The 21726-nt window shown below is 69.7% G+C and carries 16 protein-coding genes and 5 pseudogenes; 15 read left to right on the top strand and 6 right to left on the bottom strand.

What is annotated here, in order from left to right; genetic code table 11:
* Positions 1–57: 57 nt before the first annotated feature.
* Positions 58–261: a cold-shock protein gene (locus tag ACYQ8Q_RS16705; RefSeq protein ID WP_020943502.1), complete on the bottom strand. Its 204-nt coding sequence runs from the start codon at positions 259–261 to the stop codon at positions 58–60.
* 211 nt (positions 262–472) lie between these two features.
* Between ACYQ8Q_RS16705 and ACYQ8Q_RS16700 the strand changes: the two genes are divergently transcribed.
* On the top strand, positions 473–970 hold the full coding sequence (locus tag ACYQ8Q_RS16700; RefSeq protein ID WP_460065715.1) for a DUF1203 domain-containing protein: 498 nt from the start codon (positions 473–475) through the stop codon (positions 968–970).
* Here the strand turns inward: ACYQ8Q_RS16700 and ACYQ8Q_RS16695 are convergent.
* Positions 967–1998 carry an aspartate-semialdehyde dehydrogenase gene (locus tag ACYQ8Q_RS16695; protein WP_460065714.1) on the bottom strand — a complete coding sequence of 344 codons (1032 nt, stop codon included), beginning with the start codon at positions 1996–1998 and terminating at the stop codon, positions 967–969. The genes ACYQ8Q_RS16700 and ACYQ8Q_RS16695 overlap by 4 nt on opposite strands.
* Positions 1999–2281: 283 nt before the next feature.
* On the opposite strand from ACYQ8Q_RS16695, the gene ACYQ8Q_RS16690 reads away from it, so the two are divergent.
* Both ACYQ8Q_RS16690 and ACYQ8Q_RS16685 read left to right on the top strand, forming a co-directional pair.
* On the top strand, positions 2282–2809 hold the full coding sequence (locus tag ACYQ8Q_RS16690; protein ID WP_460065712.1) for an RNA polymerase sigma factor: 528 nt from the start codon (positions 2282–2284) through the stop codon (positions 2807–2809).
* A 1-nt stretch (position 2810) separates the two neighbouring features.
* Positions 2811–3557: a hypothetical protein gene (locus ACYQ8Q_RS16685; RefSeq protein WP_460065711.1), complete on the top strand. Its 747-nt coding sequence runs from the start codon at positions 2811–2813 to the stop codon at positions 3555–3557.
* 54 nt (positions 3558–3611) lie between these two features.
* Here the strand turns inward: ACYQ8Q_RS16685 and ACYQ8Q_RS16680 are convergent, their stop codons facing one another.
* Positions 3612–6926, bottom strand: a complete 3315-nt coding sequence (locus ACYQ8Q_RS16680) for a S8 family serine peptidase (protein ID WP_460065709.1) — start codon at positions 6924–6926, stop codon at positions 3612–3614.
* Positions 6927–7345: 419 nt separating this feature from the next.
* On the opposite strand from ACYQ8Q_RS16680, the gene ACYQ8Q_RS16675 reads away from it, so the two are divergent.
* From ACYQ8Q_RS16675 to ACYQ8Q_RS16655, 5 genes and pseudogenes are all read left to right on the top strand, one after another.
* The gene (locus tag ACYQ8Q_RS16675; RefSeq protein ID WP_460065708.1) at positions 7346–7873 is read left to right on the top strand and encodes an RNA polymerase sigma factor; all 528 of its coding nucleotides are present in this window, start codon (positions 7346–7348) and stop codon (positions 7871–7873) included.
* Positions 7874–7875: 2 nt separating this feature from the next.
* Positions 7876–8586, top strand: coding sequence for a hypothetical protein (locus ACYQ8Q_RS16670; protein ID WP_460065706.1), 711 nt, complete (start codon positions 7876–7878; stop codon positions 8584–8586).
* Between the two features lie 559 nt (positions 8587–9145).
* A pseudogene (locus tag ACYQ8Q_RS16665) lies at positions 9146–9936 on the top strand (winged helix-turn-helix domain-containing protein); the annotation flags it as partial.
* A 238-nt stretch (positions 9937–10174) separates the two neighbouring features.
* A pseudogene (locus tag ACYQ8Q_RS16660) lies at positions 10175–11238 on the top strand (IS110 family RNA-guided transposase).
* 17 nt (positions 11239–11255) lie between these two features.
* Positions 11256–11546, top strand: a pseudogene (locus ACYQ8Q_RS16655) (transposase); the annotation flags it as partial.
* 13 nt (positions 11547–11559) lie between these two features.
* Here the strand turns inward: ACYQ8Q_RS16655 and ACYQ8Q_RS16650 are convergent.
* Positions 11560–12309: pseudogene (locus ACYQ8Q_RS16650) on the bottom strand (transposase).
* 139 nt (positions 12310–12448) lie between these two features.
* Positions 12449–13281: pseudogene (locus ACYQ8Q_RS16645) on the bottom strand (IS5 family transposase); the annotation flags it as partial.
* A gap of 179 nt (positions 13282–13460) precedes the next feature.
* Between ACYQ8Q_RS16645 and ACYQ8Q_RS16640 the strand changes: the two are divergent.
* The 7 genes from ACYQ8Q_RS16640 (at position 13461) to ACYQ8Q_RS16610 (ending at position 20488) form a co-directional block, all read left to right on the top strand.
* A complete protein-coding gene (locus ACYQ8Q_RS16640) occupies positions 13461–14210 on the top strand; it encodes a transposase (RefSeq protein WP_460065705.1) in 750 nt (249 codons plus the stop codon).
* Positions 14211–14436: 226 nt separating this feature from the next.
* A complete protein-coding gene (locus ACYQ8Q_RS16635) occupies positions 14437–15183 on the top strand; it encodes a hypothetical protein (RefSeq protein WP_460065703.1) in 747 nt (248 codons plus the stop codon).
* Between the two features lie 13 nt (positions 15184–15196).
* Entirely contained in the window at positions 15197–15715 is a 519-nt protein-coding gene (locus tag ACYQ8Q_RS16630) for a hypothetical protein (protein WP_460065701.1), read from the top strand.
* Between the two features lie 65 nt (positions 15716–15780).
* Positions 15781–16098, top strand: a complete 318-nt coding sequence (locus tag ACYQ8Q_RS16625) for a hypothetical protein (RefSeq protein ID WP_460065700.1) — start codon at positions 15781–15783, stop codon at positions 16096–16098.
* A gap of 472 nt (positions 16099–16570) precedes the next feature.
* A complete protein-coding gene (locus tag ACYQ8Q_RS16620; protein ID WP_460065698.1) occupies positions 16571–17056 on the top strand; it encodes an NUDIX hydrolase in 486 nt (161 codons plus the stop codon).
* A 233-nt stretch (positions 17057–17289) separates the two neighbouring features.
* Positions 17290–19065, top strand: a complete 1776-nt coding sequence (locus tag ACYQ8Q_RS16615) for a TIGR03767 family metallophosphoesterase (protein ID WP_460065696.1) — start codon at positions 17290–17292, stop codon at positions 19063–19065.
* A gap of 226 nt (positions 19066–19291) precedes the next feature.
* A complete protein-coding gene (locus ACYQ8Q_RS16610; protein ID WP_460073349.1) occupies positions 19292–20488 on the top strand; it encodes a glycosyltransferase family 4 protein in 1197 nt (398 codons plus the stop codon).
* A gap of 19 nt (positions 20489–20507) precedes the next feature.
* On the opposite strand, the gene ACYQ8Q_RS16605 is transcribed toward ACYQ8Q_RS16610, so the two are convergent.
* Positions 20508–21563: a hypothetical protein gene (locus ACYQ8Q_RS16605; RefSeq protein ID WP_460065695.1), complete on the bottom strand. Its 1056-nt coding sequence runs from the start codon at positions 21561–21563 to the stop codon at positions 20508–20510.
* Positions 21564–21726: the final 163 nt, after the last annotated feature.

The raw sequence follows: 21726 nt of genomic DNA, 5'->3' as shown, positions 1-21726 counted from the left end.
ACCGGGGTCCGCACCATGACGGTGCGGACCCCGGTGAGCGGAATACGCGTCCGGCGATCAGGCGGGGACGATGTTCTCCGCCTGCGGGCCCTTCTGGCCCTGCGTGACGTCGAAGGAGACCCGCTGGCCCTCCTGCAGCTCACGGAAGCCCTGGGTCGCGATGTTCGAGTAGTGGGCGAAGACGTCGGGGCCGCCGCCGTCCTGGGCGATGAAGCCGAAGCCCTTTTCGGAGTTGAACCACTTCACGGTGCCCTGCGCCATTGTTTTCTCCTTCGGTAGGCGTTCTATAAGCAGAGGCCCCATCCGGAGAATGCCGGTAAAACAAATAATGCGCCTGAAGGAAAACATTCCCAGCAGGCGCACATAGGTTCATGGGTACCACAACTGCAACACCACGACCGTAGCACAGCTCGGCGGCTCGACGTCCGGATTCCGCCGGTGACACGCCCGACACGGCGCGAGGCTGGGACGTATGACGGAAACCGCGAGCACCACAGGCCTCAGGTTCACCCCACGCCCCGTTCCGCCGGACGTCGTCGAGGCGCTGTGCACCCTCGACGACGCCGGGCGGCGGGCCGTGGCCTTCGTCGACCGGGAGGGCGGCGCGCCCCTGCGCTGCTGTCTGCGCCGCAGCGAGGAGGGGGAGACGATCGCGCTGGTGTCGTACGCGCCGTTGCGCCGCTGGGCGGCCCTCACCGGGGCCGAGCCGGGCGCCTACGACGAGCAGGGGCCCGTCTTCGTGCACGGCCGGGGCTGCCCGGGGCCGGCCGGTGGCGGGCTGCCGTTCACGGAGGCGCACCGCACCGTGCGCCGGTACTCGGCCGCCGGGCACATCCTCGGCGGGGAGCTGGTCACCGACGGCGACCTCCCCCGCGCCTTCCGGAACGCGTTCGACGACCCCGACGTGGCGCTCGTCCACATCAGGGCCGTCGAGTACGGCTGTTTCCTCTACGAGGTCCGCAGGGACTAGCCCTTCAGCTCCGCCGCCACGAGCTCCGCGATCTGCACCGCGTTCAGCGCGGCCCCCTTGCGGAGGTTGTCGTTGGAGACGAAGAAGGCGAGGCCGTGGTCGACCGTCTCGTCGGCACGGATACGGCCGACGTACGACGGGTCCTTGCCGGCCGCCTGGAGGGGCGTCGGGATGTCGGTGAGGACGACCCCCTCGGCGGAGGAGAGCAGCTCGGTGGCGCGCGCCACGGACAGGGGGCGCGCGAAGCGGGCGTTGACCTGGAGGGAGTGGCCGGAGAAGACCGGGACGCGGACGCAGGTGCCGGCGACCTTGAGGTCCGGGATCTCCAGGATCTTGCGGGACTCGTTGCGGAGCTTCTGCTCCTCGTCGGTCTCGCCCAGGCCGTCGTCGACGATCGAGCCGGCCAGGGGGACGACGTTGAAGGCGATCGGGCGCTGGTAGACCTGCGGCTCGGGGTAGTCCACCGACTCGCCGTCGTGCGTCAGCTTGTCCGCGTCGGCGACGACCTTCTGCGCCTGGCCGTGCAGCTCCGCCACGCCCGCGACGCCCGAGCCGGACACCGCCTGGTAGGTGGCGACGACCAGCGCCTCCAGGCCGGCCTCCTGGTGCAGCGGCTTCAGGACCGGCATCGCGGCCATCGTCGTGCAGTTCGGGTTGGCGATGATGCCCTTGGGACGGTCGGCGATCGCGTGCGGGTTCACCTCGGACACGACCAGGGGGACCTCGGGGTCCTTGCGCCACGCGGAGGAGTTGTCGATCACGACCGCGCCCTGCGCGGCGACCTTCTCCGCCAGCGCCTTCGACGTCGCGCCGCCGGCCGAGAACAGGACGATGTCCAGGCCGCTGTAGTCGGCGGTCGCCGCGTCCTCCACCGTGACGCCGTCCAGCTCGGTGCCCGCCGACCGGGCCGAGGCGAACAGTCGCAGCTCCGTGACCGGGCCAAGGGGGGAAGATGCAGCCCGCTCCTTGAGGATCCTGCGCATGACCGTGCCGACCTGACCGGTGGCTCCGACGATTCCGACCCTCACGGCGACTCCTTGACTCTCACACTTGACCGGGGCTTTTCCATCATGCGGCCGACCCCGGTCCACCTGTCCAATTCTTTGCGCTGCATGCCCGAGGGCTGGGACGCCCCGACCTGATCAACGGTTGCGGAACTTCCGTCGCACCCCTGTTGATCTGGAGGAATTCGCCCTACGGTCACGCCGTGCCGCAAGCCGTACGGCCCCGCGCGGGGATGTGACGTACGCCTCCGAACGTTTGCGCCTCCTGCGGCGTCGTAGGAGAAACGCGGCGAGGGGAGGGGTGTTCGTGCTGCGCAGAATCGCCCGTCGCGTCCAGGGGGCCGACCAAGGTGATCCTCTGGACGGGGCGCAGGAACGCCGGGTGCGGGCGGTGCTCGCGCTGGGCGGGGTGCCGCAGGCGGACCTGCCGGACGGGGTACAGCAGGTACGTCTGCGGCTGCTGGAGCGGGCCGCCAAGGGGCAGGAGGAGCCGCGGGACGTCTCCGCGTGGGCGGCGGTCGTCGCCTCCAACCTCGCCATGGACTGGCACCGCGCCCGGCGCCGCCAGGAGCGCCTCGGCGAGCGGCTGGCCTCGCTGCGCCAGCACGAGCACCCCTCGGGCGAGGACACCAGCGTGCTCTCCCTCGCCGTCGCCCAGGGCCTGGACGATCTGCCCGACGCCCAGCGCCAGGTCGTCGTCCTGCGCTTCTTCGCCGATCTGCCGGTCGCCTCGATCGCCCGGGAGCTCGGCGTCCCGGAGGGCACGGTCAAGAGCCGCCTGCACACGGCGGTCCGGGCCCTGCGCGCCCGCCTGCACGAGGACGAGGTGGTGTGACATGCCCGGACAGGAGTACGAGAGCGTCGAGGGGTACGACGGCATGGATCCCCTCATGGCCGCGATCACCGGCGACCCCCTGCCCGAGGAGGCCCGCGACGACCCCGCCCTCCTGGCCGCCCACCGCGCCGCGGCGGCGGACGTGGCGCTGCTCAGGGTGCAGCTCGGTCTCCTCGCGGACGCGCTCACGGAGTCGGCCGAGGAACCCGCGCGGACGGTCGTACGGCCGCTGCGCCGGCCTCCGCGCCGGCCGCGCCGCTTCGTCCTGCGGGCCGTGGGAGTCGCCGCCGCCGGTGCCCTGGCGTGCGGGGCCGGATGGACGGTGGTCCAGCTCGGTCACGGGGTGGCCGATGTCCAGTCGAGTTCGGACAGCGGGGCGAAGGCTGCCGCCTCGGGTGCGGAGGACTCCGGTAACCCGCTGGGCGACCCGGGCTACCTGGCCTGCGCCCGGCTGGTCGTGGAGGGCGATGTCACGCACGTCGTGCCGGTGTCCGGCACGGACCGTGAGCGGGTCACGCTGCGGGTGACGCGGGCGTACAAACCGGAGAAGCCCGCGGACAGCGTGGTCAGGTTCGACCTGCCGCGGACCATGGATCCGCTGGTGAGCGAGGGTGACCATGTCCTGGTCTCTCTGGCGAAGGGGTCGGACACGCCCGGTGTCTGGGCGGTCGGCGAGCAGGACGTCGCCTCCGGGCGGAGGGCGCTCGCCCAGGCCCTGCCGCAGACGTCGGGCACGGCCTGCGAATGACGAAGGGGCGGGTGTCCCCCCGGACACCCGCCCCTCGGTCCTCTCATACGGGCGTTACGGGGTGACCTTCTCGATCGCCACGTTGCCCGAGCCCGTGACGGTGCCCCGGGCGTTCACCAGCTGGACCTGGCCGAAGAAGGCCCGGCCCTCCGGCGCGGCGGCCGCGGCGGTGACCTTCGCGGAGACCTGCGCCGAGGCGCCCGTGGCCAGCTTCACCGGCGTGGAGTCGTCGACGGAGATCGTGCCGAGCGAGGCGGCGTAGAAGACGTCGAAGTAGTCGTACGCCGTCGTCCCGGCCGGGACCGCGTAGCCCGACACCACGATGGTGTAGGTGCCGGCGGCGGGCGAGGCGAGGGAGACCGCCTCCTCCGAGTCGCCGTCGGCGGAGATCCCGACCTGCTTGCCGCTCGCGTCCAGGACCACCAGGTCCAGGTCGGCGGAGGCGTCGGAGACCTTGCCGATCCGGACGTCGAGGGACTTGGCGCCCGCGGGGACGTCGACCGTGGTGGTCTGGTCCTCGCCCTGCGCGATGGTCGGGCGGGTCGTCTTCGAGGAGCCGAGCGGGCCGCCCACCAGGTGGCCGTCGACGGCCGCGTAACCGTTCGTCACCTTCCAGGAGGCGGTGGCGGGCTCGCCGATCTTCGCCTCCGGCACGGTCACGGTCGCCGGGTCGAACGCGGCGCCGTAGACGGTGACGTCGAGCTTGTAGGGGTTGTCGAGCAGCGGGGAGGTGCGGCGCGACTCGACCTCGATCTCCCAGACGCCCGGCTGCGGGTCGGCGTAGGAGCGGACGTCCGGCTTGCAGCCGTTGCCGTCGAGGTAGTTGTTGTAGCAGTAGGGCGTGCCGTTGTCCTCGACCGAGACACCGTAGGGGTGGATGGAGAGGAACCGGGTCTGGCTCTTGTCCTTCAGCCCGCCGATCGCGACCTCCAGCGACTTCGCGCCCTCGGGCACGGTCAGGAAGTAGTGCTGCGAGCTGTTGCGCTGCACGGTGTTCGCGGCGTGGAAGGCGTACTTCACCGGGGTGGAGACGACGACCGTGTTGAGGATCTGCTTGTCGACGCCCTCGGTCCTCGGGTCGTCGACCTCGAGGATCGCGCTCTTGATCCCGGCGGACCTCGGGGCGGCCTGGATCTTCACGGTGACCGGCTTGTTCAGCTTCAGCTTCACCGAGTCGGAGCCGAGGATCCGGAAGGCGCCGCCCGCGTTGTTCGTCAGGCTCAGCTCGTGCCGGACCGCCTTGTCGGCGCCCGTCGTCCGGGTGACGGTGACCTCGTAGGTCTTCTTCTGACCGGCCTTCAGACCGCCCTCACGGTCGTAGACGCCCGTGCCGAAGCCGGGGGTCTTCAGGGCCTGGTCGAGCGCGGTGTCGACCGGGGCCTTCACAGTGTAGTCGTGGGCGGTGGCGCCCTTCCTGATGGCCTTCCAGGCGTCCACGATGTCGATGCGGCCCGCGCCCTCCTCGTAGGCCTGCACACCCTTGATGTGGCCGGCCGTCGAGGTCAGCGCCGTACGCAGGTCCGCCGGGCTGAGGGCGATGTGCTTCTGCTTGGCGGCGGAGATCAGCAGCGCCGAGGCGCCCGTGGCCTGGGGGGAGGCCATCGAGGTGCCCTGGAGCATGGAGTAGCCGGCCGGCAGGGTGTAGCCGGACTCGGCGACCGGGCCGCCGGGCAGCCAGGTCTGGGTGGTGTTGATGGCGGCGCCGGGCGCGACGAGCGTCGGCGTGAAGCCGCCGTCCTCACGCGGGCCGCGCGAGGAGAACGGCAGCAGCGCGTACTTCTTGGTCACCTGCGAGCCGTAGTTGGCGGCCCAGGTCTCCTTGGAGATGGCCGCGCCGACCGAGATCACCTTGTCGGCCAGTCCGGGGTCGCCGATGGTGTTGGCGCCCGGGCCCTCGTTGCCCGCGGAGATCACGAGCTGGACGCCGTAGGTGTCGATGAGGCGGGTGTACAGCTCGGTGCGGGCGTTGTTGCCGTCGTTGAGGGCCTGCAGACCGCCGATCGACATGTTGACGATGTCGACGCCGCGGTTGACGACCAGGTCGATCATGCCCTCGGTGAGGGCGACGTTGGTGCAGCCGCCGGTCCAGGTGCAGGCCCGGGAGGAGACGATCTTCGCGCCGGGCGCGGCGCCGTTCATCTTCCCGCCGAACAGGCTGTTCGCGGCGGTGATGCCGGCGACATGGGTGCCGTGCTCGGACTCGATGATGCCGATGTTGACGAAGTCGGCCTTGTCGCCGGCGGCGTTGTAGACGACGTCCTTGCGGGTCTCGACGACGAACGGGATGCGCTCGGCGACCTCGGTCGCCGGGTCGTCGGTCCCGAAGTAGCCGACCTGGTAGCCGTCCTTGTACGGCTTCATCGGCGCGTCGTCGGTGAAGTCGAGGTTGTCGTTCGCGTCCACGCGGACGGTCCCGGTGGCGGCGTCGTAGAGGACACCGAAGGCGTCGGTGGTGTCGCCGTCCCGGTTGACGTCGCCCTTCTCGTCGCCGCCGGCGGTGATGGACTCGTAGAAGTAGTTGAACTTGTACGAGCCGGCCGGGGCCTTGAAGGTCTCGGCGGTGCCGCCGCGGGGGGTTACGGAGAACTGCGGGCCGCTGACAGAGGTGAGCATCTCGCGCCAGGTGGCGTCGCCGTCGGAGACCGGGTCGGTGGCCGTCACCCAGTCGGTGATCTTGCGCTCGCCGGTGGTGGTCTTCTGCAGCGCGGGGTGCGCGAGGTCCACACCGGAGTCGAGGATGCCGATGGTGACACCGCGGCCGTCCGCCTTCGGGTTCTTCTTCACGAAGTCGACGGCGCCCGTCTCGAAGGACGGGTTGTACGGGTTCTCGGCGGGGGTCTTCTTGTTCGGCGCGGCGTAGGTCTTCGTCTTGGACGAGGACTTGGCGCCCTTGGCGGTGTCCGCGCTCGGCGTCGGGTCGTCCAGCGCGATGTCCTGGCGCAGGTCGATGGCGTGCACGGAGGTCAGCTTCGCGGCGGCGGCGATCGCGGCGTCCGCCTTCGCGGTGGGGACGGTGGCGCGGACGTAGCCGACCTTGTCGAAGGTCCGGCCGACGATCCCGCCGTTCACCGCGTCCAGCTGCTCGGCGACCTGCTCGGTCTTCCCCGGCGCGGTCGCGACCATCATCGTGACGGTCTTGTCGCCCTCGGCCTTGGCCTCGGCGAGCAGTCCGGCGTCGTCGGAGCCGAGCTTGTCGTGGGCGGACTTCACGCCCGGGTCGGCGGCGGCCGGGGCGTTGCCCGCGTCGGCGGCGAACGCCAGGGGTATCGGTCCGGCCGCGGACAGCGCGGCCACCAGGCCGACGGCCGCGGCGAGGCGGGCCGCGCGTCTGGTGCCGGATATCGGTTCGCGCTCGGGGGTGAAAGTCATCGGCATCCCTTGTTGGTAAAGGAACAGTCGACCGGGCTGGTCATACCTGATCGAGAACGCCCGGGACGCGGTCCCGGACGAGCGGAAAGCTTTACGCAACAGACGGTTGTTTGGGGAGTGTTGACCGAAACGATATGGATCTATGGGGAAAACCCTCTACGCGAACCCTGTGTGAAAAACGCGCGTTGCCTGTGGAAGTCCTGTGGGTCGACGTGCGGTGCGAGAGGGTGAGGGTGGTGGCCTACGCCGTTCGCGGAGGGGTCCGGGAGCGACATTTGTGGGCGAGAACGACATCGCTCCCGAACGGGAGATGCTCGTCTGGATCCCGCCCCAGGTGCGTGGGCTCGGTTGTGAATGGTGATCGAACGATCTGTGATGCTCCCACGTCATAGGAGAAACACGACTGAGGGAGATGACGCGTGCCGATCAGGAGACCGCGGGACGCGGAGGGGAACGCGGACCGGCTGGACGCAGTGCAGGCCGACCGGGTCCGCGCCGTCCTGGCGCTCGGTGGGGTCCCTCAAGACGATCTCCAGGATGGGCTCCAGCAGGTGCGACTACGCCTGCTCGAACGTCGTGCGCGGGGCGAGGATCCACCGCGCGATGTCGGGGCCTGGGCCGTGGTGGTGGCCTCGAACCTCGCTGTGGACTGGCATCGCATCAAGCGTCGGCAAGAGCGCGCGCGCGAGCGACTTACCCTGCTGAGTGCACTGGACGATCAGATCCAAGACGGCACGGAGGCCAGCCTGCAAGCGCTCGCGGTTGCCGAGGGGCTTGCCTCCCTGTCCGCCACCCAGCGGCAGGTACTGGTCCTGCGCTACTACGCGGACCTCTCCGTCCCGCAGATTGCCGAGCAACTGGCGATCCCCCTGGGGACGGTCAAGAGCAGGTTGCACGCGGCTGCGAAGCTGCTGCGTGAACGGCTGCACGTGGAAGAGGTGGTATGAGGATGGCGAAGGACGACGAGCTGATGGCGGTCCTGCTGGGCGAGCCCTCATCCGCGCGGGAGGGGGACTCGGCGGATCGATACGTGGCTGCGGAACGGGACATGGCCGTCGTGCAGGAGCAGCTGCGGCGGATTGGAGACGGGCTGGCCCGGAAAGCCGCTGAGTGGTCTGAGCCGGAGTGTGTGCCGATGCCGGTCGTTACGGTGCCTCGGCGACGACGGCGACAGTGGGGTGCGTTTGGCCTTGCAGCGTCAGTCGCTGCCGTGCTGCTGGGTACTGGCACGGCGTATCTTGTGGCGCACAACGGCGCCGTGGACGGCGGGTCCGATGCCCTGCTCACCTACGAAGGGCTCATCGCTTGCTCCAGCTCTGTCGTGGAGGGCACGGTGGAGCGGGTCGAATTGGTGGGCGGGGGCGACCGGTATCGAGTCATTCTGGACGTGGAACGCTATTACAAGCCGACGAGCGGCGAGCGGCGGCTGACGTTCACCGACCAGGGGGCCAAAGTCCCGGCGTACTACAAGACCGGTGTGCGCATGCTTGTCTTGGTCTCGAGTCTGCCCGGAGAAGGTCCGGACAGCTACCGAGCGGGTGATCCGGCCTATCCCGAGGGCCGGACCGGGCCCGCCAGCGACGCCCTGGAGGCGGCGCGCCTGCGTGTCGAGCGGGCGCTGCCGGAAGCACGGCACCTGGAGTGCGACGGCGGTGGCTGAGCCCAGCACACGGCGAGAGACCGGGGCCGTCACAAGACGACGGACCCGCCTCTGTTGCCAGTGGATCACGGCGTGACCTCCTCGATCGCCACGTCGCCCAGGCCCGTGATGGTGTGCTGTAGGCGTTGGCCAGCTGGGTTGGGTCGAAGATGGCGCATCGCTCCGGAGCGGCTGCCGCGGCGGGGGCGGTCGAGGAGACCGACGCCGTGGCGCCTGTGGCCAGCTTCGTCCCGGCCGGGACCGAGCAGCCCGAGACCGCCATGGTGTAGGCGTAGGCGCCGGTGGCGGGCTACGGGATAGAGACCGCCCCCTCAGATCACCGACCTTCGCCTCGGACGCGATCATGGTCGCCGGGCCGAACGCCGCCGTGGACAGCGAGGTTCAGGCGTCGTACAGGTTCAGGCGTCGTTCCCAGCGGATCGCGAGGCGTTTGAACTGGTGCAGCAGGGAGAAGGTCTGCTCGACGACTTACAACGGCTACTGCGGTTGAACTCGGGTTGTCGTAGATGCTGACAGAGCTTGATCCTCGCGGTACGCCGTCCTCACGCAGGGCGGTGGCCTGAGCGATGAGCGCAGGCGGTTCCGCGAAGGCATCCGGATGCGGGCCGCCGAGCGGTTTGCCTCGGGCGAGCCGAGTTCGGCGATCGCCAAGGAGTTACGGGTCAGCGTGCGCTCCGTCCAGCGGCCGCGGCGGACGTGGTCCAGGGGCGGACCGCGGGCCCTGCGCTCGGCCGGCTCGGCCTCGCCTCCACGGCTGAGCGAGGCACAGTTCGCGGTGCTGGAAGCCGAGCTGGCCAAGGGGCTGGTGGCGCACGGCTGGCCGGACCGGCGGTGGACCCTGTCGAGAATCAAGAGCGTGATCGGGCGGCGCTTCCACAAGAGCTACACCCTGCAAGGGGTACGCAAGCTGCTGATCCGTCACGGCTTCTCCTGCCAGGTTCCGGCCGGACGGGCCGTCGAGCGTGACGAGGACCGGGTCACCGGCTGGGTGAAGGAGACCTGGCCGCAGGTGGAAGCCTCGCGGCGGCGCTCGACGCCTGGATCGTCTTCGAAGACGAGTCCGGCTTCTCGATGACGCCGCCCATCGCCCGCACCTGGGCCCGCCGTGGCCGCACGCCTGTCATCCGGGTCCGAGGCCGATAACGCCGCCGCATCTCGATCGCGGCCCTGTCCTGCTACGAGCCCGGCGAACGTTCCCGGCTGATCTGCCGGCCCCGCCGCGACGACGGCCGACGCGACGGACGCAAGAGCTTCGCCCGGACCGACTACCGCGACCTGCTCATCGCCGCCCACCAGCAGCTCGGCGGCCCGATCGTCCTCATCTGGGACAACTGTGAGACTCATGGGGCGCCGTCCGGGGCCAGGGGTCTGACCCGTGGGACAACTGGCCAGCCTGCCTTGTTGAGGATCTGTCGGCCCGTGGTTCCGGGCGATGCTTGCTGCCGCCGGACCTGCGAGCGTGTCTCGATAGGGGCCTTGCCGCACAAGGCACCGTCACAGTTCTGACCGCCCGCCGGCCCGACGTCGGCCACAGCCCCGCGACGATCGAGGAGGCCGCGTGACCATCATCAGCTTGCCCTAGCCGACTCTGCCCGCACAGCAGGAAGAAACGCCGGCAGAGGACGTGATCCTGGGGGTGGACACCCACAAGGACGTGCATGTCGCCGCCGTGATCACCGTGCTCGGGGCGCTCCTGGCCCACCAGGAGTTCCCGGCCACGGCCGCCGGATACCGCCAACTCCTGGCCTGGGCATGCTCTTTCGGTGCCCTACGCCGAGCCGGTGTGGAATGCACCGGATCCTACGGAGCAGCCCTGACACGCTTCCTGAGTCGGGAGAATCTGCAGATTGTCGAGGTCAGTCAGCCGGACCGCGCCATCCGCCGCAAGCGCGGCAAGACCGACGCCGTCGACGCCGAGGCCGCCGCCCGCGCAGTGCTTTCCGGACCCGCTGACGTCACGCCCAAGACTGGTGAGGGCCCCGCGGTCGACATGCGCGTGCTGCGGCTGGCGAAGGAGTCGGCCGTCAAGGCTCGCACGCAGGCGAAGAAACCAGCTCAAGGCTGTGCTGCTCGGAGTTGATCCCGCGCTGCGCGAGGCACTCTCGAAGCTCACCAACACGGCTCTGATCGCCAGATGCGCCGACCTTCCCGAGACCGGCGATGCGGCCGTCTTCACGCTCCGGCTGCTGGCCCGGCGCATCCAGCAGCTGACCGCCGAGGTGAAAGGAGCTCGCTCACCGGGTCACCAAGGCTGTGCGCCACTGCCATCCGCAGCTTTTGGACGTCATCGGGGTCGGGCCCGACAGTGCCGCTGCCCTTCTGATCGCCGCTGGCGACAACCCGGAGCGGCTGAGTAGTGAGGCGTCGTTCGCCGCTCTATGCGGCGTCAGCCCCGTCGAGCAGTCTTCTGGGAAGACCCAGCGTCGGAGGCTGAGCCGCGGAGGCAACCGGCAGGCCAACGCCGCCCTCTACCGCATCGTCGTGACCCGACTTCGCCGTGATGCCCGCACACAGCTCTACCTCGAACGACGCACGAAACAGGGCATGTCCCAACGAGAGATCATCCGCTGCCTCAAACGCTACGTCGCCCGCGAGATCTACCGTGGGATCCAGTCGGCATCGCCCCCTGCTGCCTCTGCTTCTGCCGCTTGACGCAACATAGGGGCATCCTCAATGTCCACCTCACCGCCGGAATGCGGCAGCTCATCGCCGGACGGGACTGGCTCACCGTCTACCAGCTGCCGTCCTACGCACCCGACCTCAACCCCGTCGAGGGCATCTGGTCCCTGCTGCGGCGCAGCTGGCTTTCCAACACCGCCTTCACCACACCCGAACACCTGATCCAGACCATCCGACGCGGCCTGAGAGCGATCCAGCACCACCCCGACCTGATCGACGGATGCCTCGCCGGAACCGGGCTATCACTCACACCCACGACAACCCGAGTTCAACCGCACTAACACAATGAGCCTTTCAGCGTTGCCGCTCCAGGGTGAGGACTGCTGCCGCGACTGACGACATTCGGTTCGGGCTGCACCGTGCCTTGCGGAAGATCCGCCACGACTTCAGTCGTGCGACACCGCGCTCGACCGGCGCCCGTGCTGCGGATAGCGCACGGTTGACGGTCTGCTGAGTCGGTGTGAGGTCGCCGTTCGGTGGGCGTCTGAGCGGTGTTGTCACCCACGGGCCGGCTCCCATGTAGGCGCGGTCGGCGAGGATGGGGACGCCCTGGCGTTCGCAGATCCGGATGATCCGGTGGGTGCGGGCCGCAGTGAGGTCGTGCGCGCGGCCGGGCAGTGCGGGGGAGATCCACAGCAGTTGACCGGACGGTTCGGTCACCACCTGCACGTTCACGCCGTGGCGTCGGTGTTTTTGGGAGAAGTCGGCCCGGCTGTCGCCGACCCGGTCGCACTCCACGAGTGCGCCGTCCAGCAGGACGTAGTCGGGGTCGGCCTCGCGCAGGGCGCGCAGGAGTCCCGGCGCGCGGTCGGCGAGCAGGGTGGTGACGGCTGCTGTGTAGGCGTGGGCGGTGCCCACCGAGATACCGAAACCGGCGGCGAGCTGGGCGAGGGTGTCGTGCCGGCGCAGGTACACCAGGCCGACCAGCGCACGCTGGTGCGGCGGGAGCTTGCAGCGGCGGTCACCCTCTCAGGTGACGATGAGCATCGTGACCCACTCGACCAGGGCGTGAGGCAGGTCGAGTACGGCAGGATAGGCAACCAACAAGACTCCTGCGCCGAAGAGTTGAGACGTCGAACACCTCTCTCAACGGCACTGGAGCCTTGTGCGTTGCGGACGCCGACGTCATCACCCGATCAGTGGCCACGCTGAAAGGGCTCAATGAGTCGAGTTGTCGGTGGGTGATGAGGCAGCAGGCGAGTTTGAGGAACGCTTCGTGGATGTCGGCTCGCCGTTCCCACCGGCGGATGCACAGACGTCGGAAGCCGTGCAGCCACGCAAAACTTCGCTCGACCACCCAGCGGTAGGTGCCCAGTCCGGTGCCGTGCAGGGTGCCGCGCCGGGCGATCGCGGGCACGATGCCGCGGGCGCGGACCTGGTCGCGGTAGATGTCGTGGTCGTAGCCGCGGTCGGCGAACAGCGAGTCCGGCTTGCGGCGGGGCCGCCCGACCCGGCCGCGGACCGGCGGGATCGCGTCGAGCAGGGGCAGGAGCTGGGTGACGTCGTTGCGGTTGCCTCCGGTCAGCCGGACTGCGAGCGGGGTGCCGTGCCCGTCGGTGATCAGGTGGTGTTTCGAGCCGACCCGGCCCGGTCGACCGGCGAAGGGCCCGTGTGGATCCCCCTTTTAGCGCTCTGATGTGGGAGGAGTCGACCACGCAGCGGGACCGGTCCAACCGGGAAGCTGCGTTGAGCCTGGCGAGCAGGACCTCGTGCAGCGGTTGCCGGACGCCGGCCTCGTTCCAGTCCCGCAGACGGCGCCGGCACGTCATGCCCGAGCCGAAGCCGAGGTCCTGCGGCAGGTACTCCCACTGGATCCCGGTGTGCAGTACGTACAGGATCCCGCACAGCACAGCTCAGCACGTCCCGGTCCGGCAGCGGCTTGCGGCCCGGATAGCGGAAGCGCCGCTCACGCTGCGGTAGTAGCGGCTCCAGGTGATCCCGCAGCTCATCCGACACAATCCACGGTGACGTCCCCACACCGGACCGAACGCTCAACTCCCGCCCCGGACACGGCAGCCAGGAGCGATCCACCTCTTTGTGTTAGCCGTTGTAAGGAACGAACCGGTTCATTCGGCACAGTGAGCTTCTTCGAGTTGGCCACCGATCGGGTGATGGGCCGTGAAGCGCAACAAGCGAGGCCCCCAGGCTGTTGATCGAGATGTCTGACGTCTCAATCACGCTGCTCGGGGGCCTCGTTGGTCATCCATCCTGCCGCACTCGACCTGCCGCATGTACTCGTGGAGTGGGTAACGATGCTGATCGTCACCCGTGAGGGCGACCGGCGCTGCAAGCTCCGTCCGTCCCAGCGCGCGATGGTGGCACTGGTGTACCTGCGCGAACACACCACTCTCGCGAAGATCGCCGCTGGGTTCGGGATCAGCGAGTCCACGGCCCACGCCTACACCGGCGCGGTCGTCGACCTGCTCGCCGCACGTGCACCGGGGCTGCTGAAGACGCTGCGCGAGCACGAACCCGACTTCATCCTGCTCGACGGCACCCTCGCCGAATGCGACCGGGTCGGCGACGGCCGCGCCGACTACTCGGCCAAGCACCGCCGGCACGGCGTGAACCTGCAGGTCGTCACCGACCCCGGCGGCCGGCTGCTGTGGCTCTCGCCCGCCCTGCCGGGTCGCACCCACGACCTGACCGCCGCCCGCACCCACCGCATCATCCGGATCTGCGAACGCCAGGGCGTTCCCATCCTGGCCGATCTCGCCTACCAGGGCGCCGGCCCGTGGCTGACCACCGGCATCAAACGCAGGCCCTTCCAGGAGCTCACCCCCACCGACAAGACCCGCAACCGGGCCCTGGCCGCAGCACGGGCACCCGTCGAACGCGGCGTTGCAAGGCTGAAGTCCTGGCGCATCTTCCGCAGATCCCGATGTGGCCCCAACCGCATGACGTCAATTGCCAAGGCCATCCTCACCCTGGAGCGGCAACACTGAAGAAGCTCAGTGGTGGAGGTGGCTCGCGGCCCGGTAGGGCGGAATGAAGAATTCCGGAAGCCTGGGCGGCGTCAGATGGGCGGGCGCTTTGATTTATCCTTGCCATGACCCGGTCAACGCTTTAGGATCTCTGTGATCGTGATCATGAAGTTTTCGGGAACCCGGGGAGGGCGAAGTGGGAATGCGGCAACGCCATTTTCAGAAAGGGGTTGCGTGGGGCGCTGCAGTGGCTACCGCAGTTGTTGTGGCCGGAGGCCTGACCCTGCTGCCAAGCGCCGAGGCCAGGACACTGGACTCGAGGCCAGAGGTGGTTGCGCATGCCTTGGAGGGCGTGGAATTCAACAGCGTTGGGCAGATGGCTGTGACCTCGGCCGCCGTGGTCCGTGCGACAGTGACCGAGGTGAATCCCGGACGCATCGTGGGTGCAGACGAAACTGCCGAACCGGGCGAGGAAAGCGCGGCCACTCAGGCTCGAGACGTGACGCTCAAGGTCACCGAGGCCTTCTCGCGGAACGGTATGTACAAGTTCCCGGACCCCATCAAGGTTGAGGAATGGGGCTGGGACGCCAGTGGCGACGGATATCAGGTCAACAATTACTCCTGGAGCGAAGTCGGCAAGGAGTACCTGTTCTTCCTGCGACGCACCAGCGACCCGACTCGCTGGAACGTCATGTCCACGGAGGGGCGGGCGGAGATCGACGCCAGCGAGTGGCTCTACACCTCGGCGGAGCCGGAATCGGCCTTGAGTCAGGACATGGCGTCCTTCGACTATCCCTCGCTGGCTGTCTACCTTAGGAAGCTCTACGACACCAAGAACCCGCCTGAGGACCTGCCGGCCCCGGCCGAGATGCCGGCGGCCGCGCCCTCCGGGTACGAGAGCTCGCCGATCCCGACGGCCTCCGCGACCGGAGAGCCCACGGATTTGGGTACCAACGACGGCTCGGAACCCACTCCGTACCCCTCCTCCACCTGAAATGAGAGACGCAATGTCGCGCACACATTTGCGCTGGGTTGTAGTGGCTTCGGTGCTCTTTGCCTCCCTCTCCTCGCCGGCGTACGCGAGCCATGACAACGATGGCTTCGACCCGGACAACAGGAGCCAGGCGGTCAAGGGATCCGATCTGACGACGAAGGGTCAAGGAGCCATGGAATGGGGGAAGGAGCAGCTCGAGAGGAGCGTCATCACCACCTCTTGGGGCGGTGGGGACATCGTGGTCTACGACTATAAGACCGACGGTGTGACGTGGGCGGGGCAAACGAGATGCAAGAACTGGAACGCACTCTGGACGTCCTGCGACGTATTCACCGTCCAGTTCAACACCGCCCAGTATCACGACGACCTGGAATGGCTCACCATGGGTTGCCACGAGTTCGGGCACACTGCAGACCTGGGACACCGGAAGGCGTCGAATGACACTGACAATAATTCGTGCATGCGGGCCACCACCGCAGCCTATTGGAGATTCGACCAGCACGACCTGAACGCCATTAAGGCGGGTACGTGATATCTCGTCGCACAGGCCTGAGGGTAGGCGTGGCGGCAGTCGTTGCCGGTATCCTTGTAGGCGTCTTGGGCTACCAGTGGGCCACGGCGGATGATTTTCCAGACGCCAAGACGCAGGCCGCTTTCTGCCACACCGCGGCGCCACTGGACTTGCAGACCGCGCACGATATGGGCCTCCACGAGAAGCACCATGTCCTCGAGGACCTGAGCGACTACGCGCCCGGCGGTGTCCATGACGATTTCGCCACGCTCCTCGACTGGTACGACCATTTCGATCCGGAGGACGAGGAAGACGCCCGTGCGGCGAGCTTCGCCGTGGGCGAGTTCATAGAGCGCAGCTGCAGCGACATCAACATCGGCGGAATTAGGACGGCAGGCGACTGAACGACGGCTCGAACGGTGACCGGACGGCGAGGCTCGGACACCGTCGGGGCGGGTTCCCAATGCGAGGATCCACTATTTCGCGCGCGGCGGGCAGCCGAGCCTCCCGTGACCGCGCGCGGTGGCGCCGGTGGGGTGGGACTCAGTCGAGGTCGTCGAACTCGGGGTGCTCGCCGGGCCTTTCGCGGGTGAGCGCGGCTCGGATCCGCCTGAGTTCGAGTGGGGATCGACAAGCTGGCGGTCGCAGATGTACCCGCCACCCAGCCTGGTCGCCTCGCTGTATGGCGGGTTCGTCGGCGTTGACGGTGAATCCCGCACCGGCACCCTCCTGCATGACCCGCGTGTTCAGCAGTGTGAACGGGAGCGGCTCGCCGGTGAGCGGGCGGGGATCGAGTATCGGTAGAGTTGCACTCTCCGTTTGGGGCAACCTTTCAAGACTGTGCGAGTCTTTCCCCTCCTGGGTTAACGTCCTTCTGTGCGCAAGAAGTTGAGGGTGGCGGCCTACGCCGTGGTCGTCCGTGACGGTCAGGTCCTGCTCGCCCGCTCACCGGCCGACGGCGGCGGCCACGAGTGGGTGCTGCCGGGCGGCGGCATGGACCACGGCGAGGACCCGCTGGACACCGTCGTGCGCGAACTCGACGAGGAGACCGGCTACCGGGTCGAGGTGACGGGCCTGCTCGGGCTGGACTCCTCCCGGCATGTCTTCGGCAGCTGGGCGGGTCTCCAGGGCCCCGTCGACCACCACGGGCTGCGGATCGTCTACGAGGGGCGGGTCACCGGTGGCGAGTTGCGCAACGAGGTGAACGGCTCCACGGACATGGCCGCCTGGCACGACCTGGACGCGGTGGCGGACCTCACCCGGGTCCGGCTGGTCGACATCGCGCTGACGCTGTGGCGCGAACGGCCCGTGGACGGACGGGTGTTCGTCCCGGCGGACCCCCCCGGTTACCCCGTGAGATGAACACGGAGTGACCGCCTCCCGGCTGTTACCCGGCTGTTTCCCGGCGGTGCGAGGAGCAACCGAGGGCGCTCCCCGGCGCCCGTGATCCACGTACGGCGATCGGCGCTTCACGTTGCGGAGGCGTTCACGCGCAGGCCATACCCGGTGTCGAGCATCCGATACGAGCGGGACGTTCGCGGCTGCGACCGCCCCGCGTCCACTGTCGACGCGTTCGCACTCGGGGAGATCGCGCCATGTCGCGCTCACGCTCTGTCACGTCCTCCGCGCTGGGGGTCGACCGTCGTACCGTCCTCGCCGCCTCCGCGGCCGTCTCCGTCTCCGCGGGCGTCGGTTACGCCCTGCGGCCCACCGACAGCCAGGCCGCCTCCGTGCCCCCACAGGCACCGGCCCCGGCCGCCGGGACCGCGGCGGGCTCCGCGAGCCCCTCCGCCGCTCCCGCCGCCGCCCCCCTCGCCCCCTACACCAAGGGCACCACCCTCGCCTCGGTCGCCGCCCCGCGCTCCGGCTCCGGCTACCACCGCCTCGCGAGCGCCGCCGGCTGGAAGCGCGTCGTGCGCACCGACCTCGCCGCCGCCCGGTCCGGCCGCGCGGGCCGCCGTACGAGCCTCGCCGCCTTCGTCCAGCTCACCGACCTGCACCTGATCGACAGCCAGCACCCGCTGCGCCTGGAGTACCTGCGCGCCGCGAGCGACATCGCCTGGCGGCCGCACGAGGCGCTCACCGTGCAGGGCGCGGTCTCGCTGATCGAACGCGTCAACTCACTGCGGGCCGCCCCCGTCACCGGCGCCCCGCTGGACTTCGTCGTCACCACCGGCGACAACACCGACAACAACGCCCACACCGAGCTGGACTGGTACCTCACCGTGATGAGCGGCGGCCGGATCAGCCCCAACTCCGGTGACCCGCGCCGCTACGAGGGCGTCCAGAACAGCGGCATCCCCCTGTACTGGCAGCCCGACGCGACCTCCCGCGACGCCTACAAGCAGCGCGGCTTCCCCCGCCTCGACGGCTTCCTCGCCGCCGCGGTCCGCGAGGTCAACAGCCCCGGCCTGACCCTGCCCTGGTACTCCACCGTCGGCAACCACGACGCGATGCCGCTCGGCTGCTACGCGCACGGCGACTCCTGGCTCGCCGAGTACGCGGTCGGCGGCCGCAAGCTGATGGAGCTGACCGCCGCCGAGGCGGCCCGGCTCCAGCAGAGCATCAGCCAGGACAAGGACCCCCGGGGCACGGTCATCCGCGACCTGCTGAAGTCCAAGACCCGCGCCATGCGCACCGTCACCCCCGACGAGCGCCGCGCCCCCTACACCCCCGCCGAGCACGTCAAGGCCCACCTGGACCCGGCGTACATGGGAGCGGGCCCCGTCGGCCACGGCTACACCGCCGGCAACCTGGCCGCCGGGACGCAGTACTACACCTTCCCCGTCGCCGAGAACGTGCTCGGCATCAGCCTCGACACCACCGACCCCGGCGGCCACTACAACGGCTCGATCGGCACCGCCCAGCTGAAGTGGCTGGACGCGACCCTGCGCGCCCACCGGGACACGTACGCGATCGTCTTCAGTCACCACACCAGCCAGAGCATGTCCAACACCCGCCCCGACCCGGCCCACCCCCGTGAGCGCCGCCACACCGGCGCCGAACTGACGGCGCTCCTCGGCCGTCACCGCAATGTCGTCGCCTGGGTGAACGGGCACATCCACCGCAACGACATCACCCCCCACCAGGGCGCGGCAGGCACCTTCTGGGAGGTCTCCACGGCCTCCCACGTGGAGTTCCCGCAGCTCGCGCGGGTCATCGAGCTGGTCGACAACAAGGACGGCACCCTCTCGCTCCACACCACGCTGATCGAGTCCGCCGCCCCCCACCGCACCGACTTCACCGACCTCTCCCAGACGGGCCTCGCCGCCCTCTACCGCGAGCTGTCGGCGAACGCCCGCTTCGACGGGGCACGGCTCAGCGGCGGGGCGAAGGACCGGAACACGGAACTGGTGCTGAAGAAGAGGTGACGAAAGGGGTCCGGATCCGGCGGTGATCTACCGGAAGAATTCCGCCGGAACCGGCCCGGCGGGAGTGATCCATCCGGGCCGTCATCGATCGGACGAAGACATGTGACGTCCCGTTCACGCGAACGAAACGTCCGTACCGCCTCATATCGGCTAGCCCGCGCTGCGCGGGGGTGGCTGGATATCGGTGCAAGGCGGTGGTGTTGTGCGTACGGGACGCGGACTGCGGGTGCTGTCGGTCTACGAGGGGTTCTTCTCCGGAGGGGCCCGGATCGTGCACAGCGATGTGGTGCTGGGACTGCGGGAGGGCGGCCAGCACCACCGGGTGCTGAGCATCCACGGCGAGGTGCACCGCGAGGCCACCCGTCAGCGGATGGAGGACGACGCCTGCTACCGGGCGCTCACCGGCGCCGACGTGGGCGTCACCTCCCTCGGTCGTACGTTCGGGATCGGGGGGACGGATCCGGCCGCCTTCAGCGGGCCGGAACTCGCCGACACCGCTCGGGCGACGGCCGACGCCGATGTGATCCTCTCCCTCAAGGAGCAGCCGCTCGCCCTGCTGCGCCAGGCGGGCCTGCCGCGCCGCCCGGTCGTGGTCTGTCTGCACCGCTCCGACCCGGAGAACCAGGGCCGCGCCCTGCACGACCTCAAGGCCGGGATCGCCGACGGCACGGTCGCGGCGGCCGTGTGCTGCGCCGAGTCGACCCGGGCGGCGTACGAGGCGGCGGGGGTGCCGGCCGGGCTGCTCCAGGTGATCCCCAACGGGGTCGACCTGATCCGCTTCCGCCCGGACCCGGCCCGCCGGCTGGCCCTGCGCACCGCCCTGGACGTCCCCGCCGAGGCCCCGGTGGTCGTCTTCGCCGCCCGCTACGACGGCATGAAGAACGTCCCCCTGTTCCTGGCGGCGGCGAGCGCCTGGCTGGACGCGGTCCCCGAGGGACACGTCCTGATGTGCGGGGCGGGCATGTCGGCCGCGAACCCGGGCCTTGCGGCCGACATCGCGGAGGCGTTCGAGGGGCGGGAGCAGGGCCGGGGCCGGCTGCGGCTGCTCGGCGTACGGCACGACATGGAGACCGTGTACGCCGGCGCCGACGTGGTGGCCCTCACCTCCTCCTGGGGCGAGGCGGCTCCGCTGTGCCTGATCGAGGGCATGATGTGCGGCGCGGTCCCGGTCTCGACGGACGTCGGCGACAGCGCGGCGATCGTCGCGGGCCACGGCCTGGTGACCGAGCCGGACCCGGCGGCGATCGCGGCGGCCTGGTCGGAGGCGGTGGCGAACCGGGACGTCTACGCCCCCGCCCTCGCCGCGAGCCGCGAACGCTTCAGCCGTACCCGCATGATCGCCTCGTACGCGGCCCTCATCGACCGCGTGTACGACACGAGGAGGGGCCGCCGGTCGCCGGTGGCCCCTCCGCTCCCCTCCTGATCCGCTGCCCGGTCGCTCACTACCGGGGCAGCACCACGACATACGCGGCCGGTTCGCGGTCCCCCGAGGCCATCAGCGCCGTACGGACCACCGCCGCCTGCTGCTCCCTCGCGTCCCGCAGCTTCTTCGGGGTGATGTACACGACGGTGATGCCGAGCCGCTCCAGGTGTTCGCGCTTGCGGGCGTACTCGGACCACATCGCGTCCTCATCCTGGCGAGGCGCCCGCGTGTCCAGCTCCACCGCCACCGCCTGCTCCGGCCAGTAGGCGTCGAGTCCGCCGAGGTGCGGGCCGCCCGGGAGGCGCAGGTCCACGTTCCAGACCGGGTCGGGGAGGCCGTACTCGACGACCATCCGGTAGAGGCGGTCCTCGGCGATCGCCCGGCCCTCGGCCAGCAGGGAGTCCACCGCGTCCACCACATGCGGCCGGCCCAGCAGCTTGGCGTTGTTCAACTCCCGTACGACGGCGGCCGGTTCGCAGTGGCCGCCGCGCACCGCCTCCGACAGCAGCCGCCGTACCGCGCCCGCGTCCGTCAGTTCCGCCACCGCGTCGGCCAGTGCCCGGGGGACGGGCGCCACCGGTACGCCCGTCGCCTGCTCGGGGACCGGCAGGCTCGCGGTGCGGACGACATGGGCGCAGCCCGTCGAGCGCAGCCGGCGCAGCCGCGGGACCAGGACGTCGATCCGCTCCAGGGAGGACAGCGCGGGGGCGGAGCCGAAGCCGTGCAGGGTGAGCGCCGCGAGGCCGGTGATCATCGCCTCCCGGTACGTCGGCCGGTGCGGGCCGTCGGCGTCCGGCTGGGCCGGTACCCCGGCCGGTTCCGGCAGCTCGCGGGCCGCGTACAGCAGGACCGCGTGCAGCCGCTCCTCACTGGTCGGCGGCCCCTGGTGCAGCATGAACACGCCGGGCAGGAGCTGCTGCCAGGGGCCGCCGGGGCGGCACTGCTCGGTGGCCTCGGCGCCGGAGACGCCGTGCGAGCGGAGCTGGGCGGCCGTCAGCACCCGGCGTCGGCCGTCGTGGGAGAGGTGGCGCAGCGGGCGGGGGGAGGCCGGGGGGAGCGGCGTGTTGTGGTTCATGCAACGGGGATTCCGCGCCCGATCCCTCCTTTAACCGCTGTTACACGCCCGTCGACAAACCCGGACAAGCTCGCCCTAAAGGACGGGTGTTCGGGTGCCGAGTAGGCATCGAAAACCCCTGGTCCCGTCGGGCGGGTTCCAGGGGTTACGGGTCCGATTGGCC

This window comes from Streptomyces sp. YKOK-I1 (genome assembly GCF_054660435.1).
The sequence above is the reverse complement of the archived record's forward strand: the minus strand, read 5'-3'. Positions and strand labels throughout refer to the sequence as shown.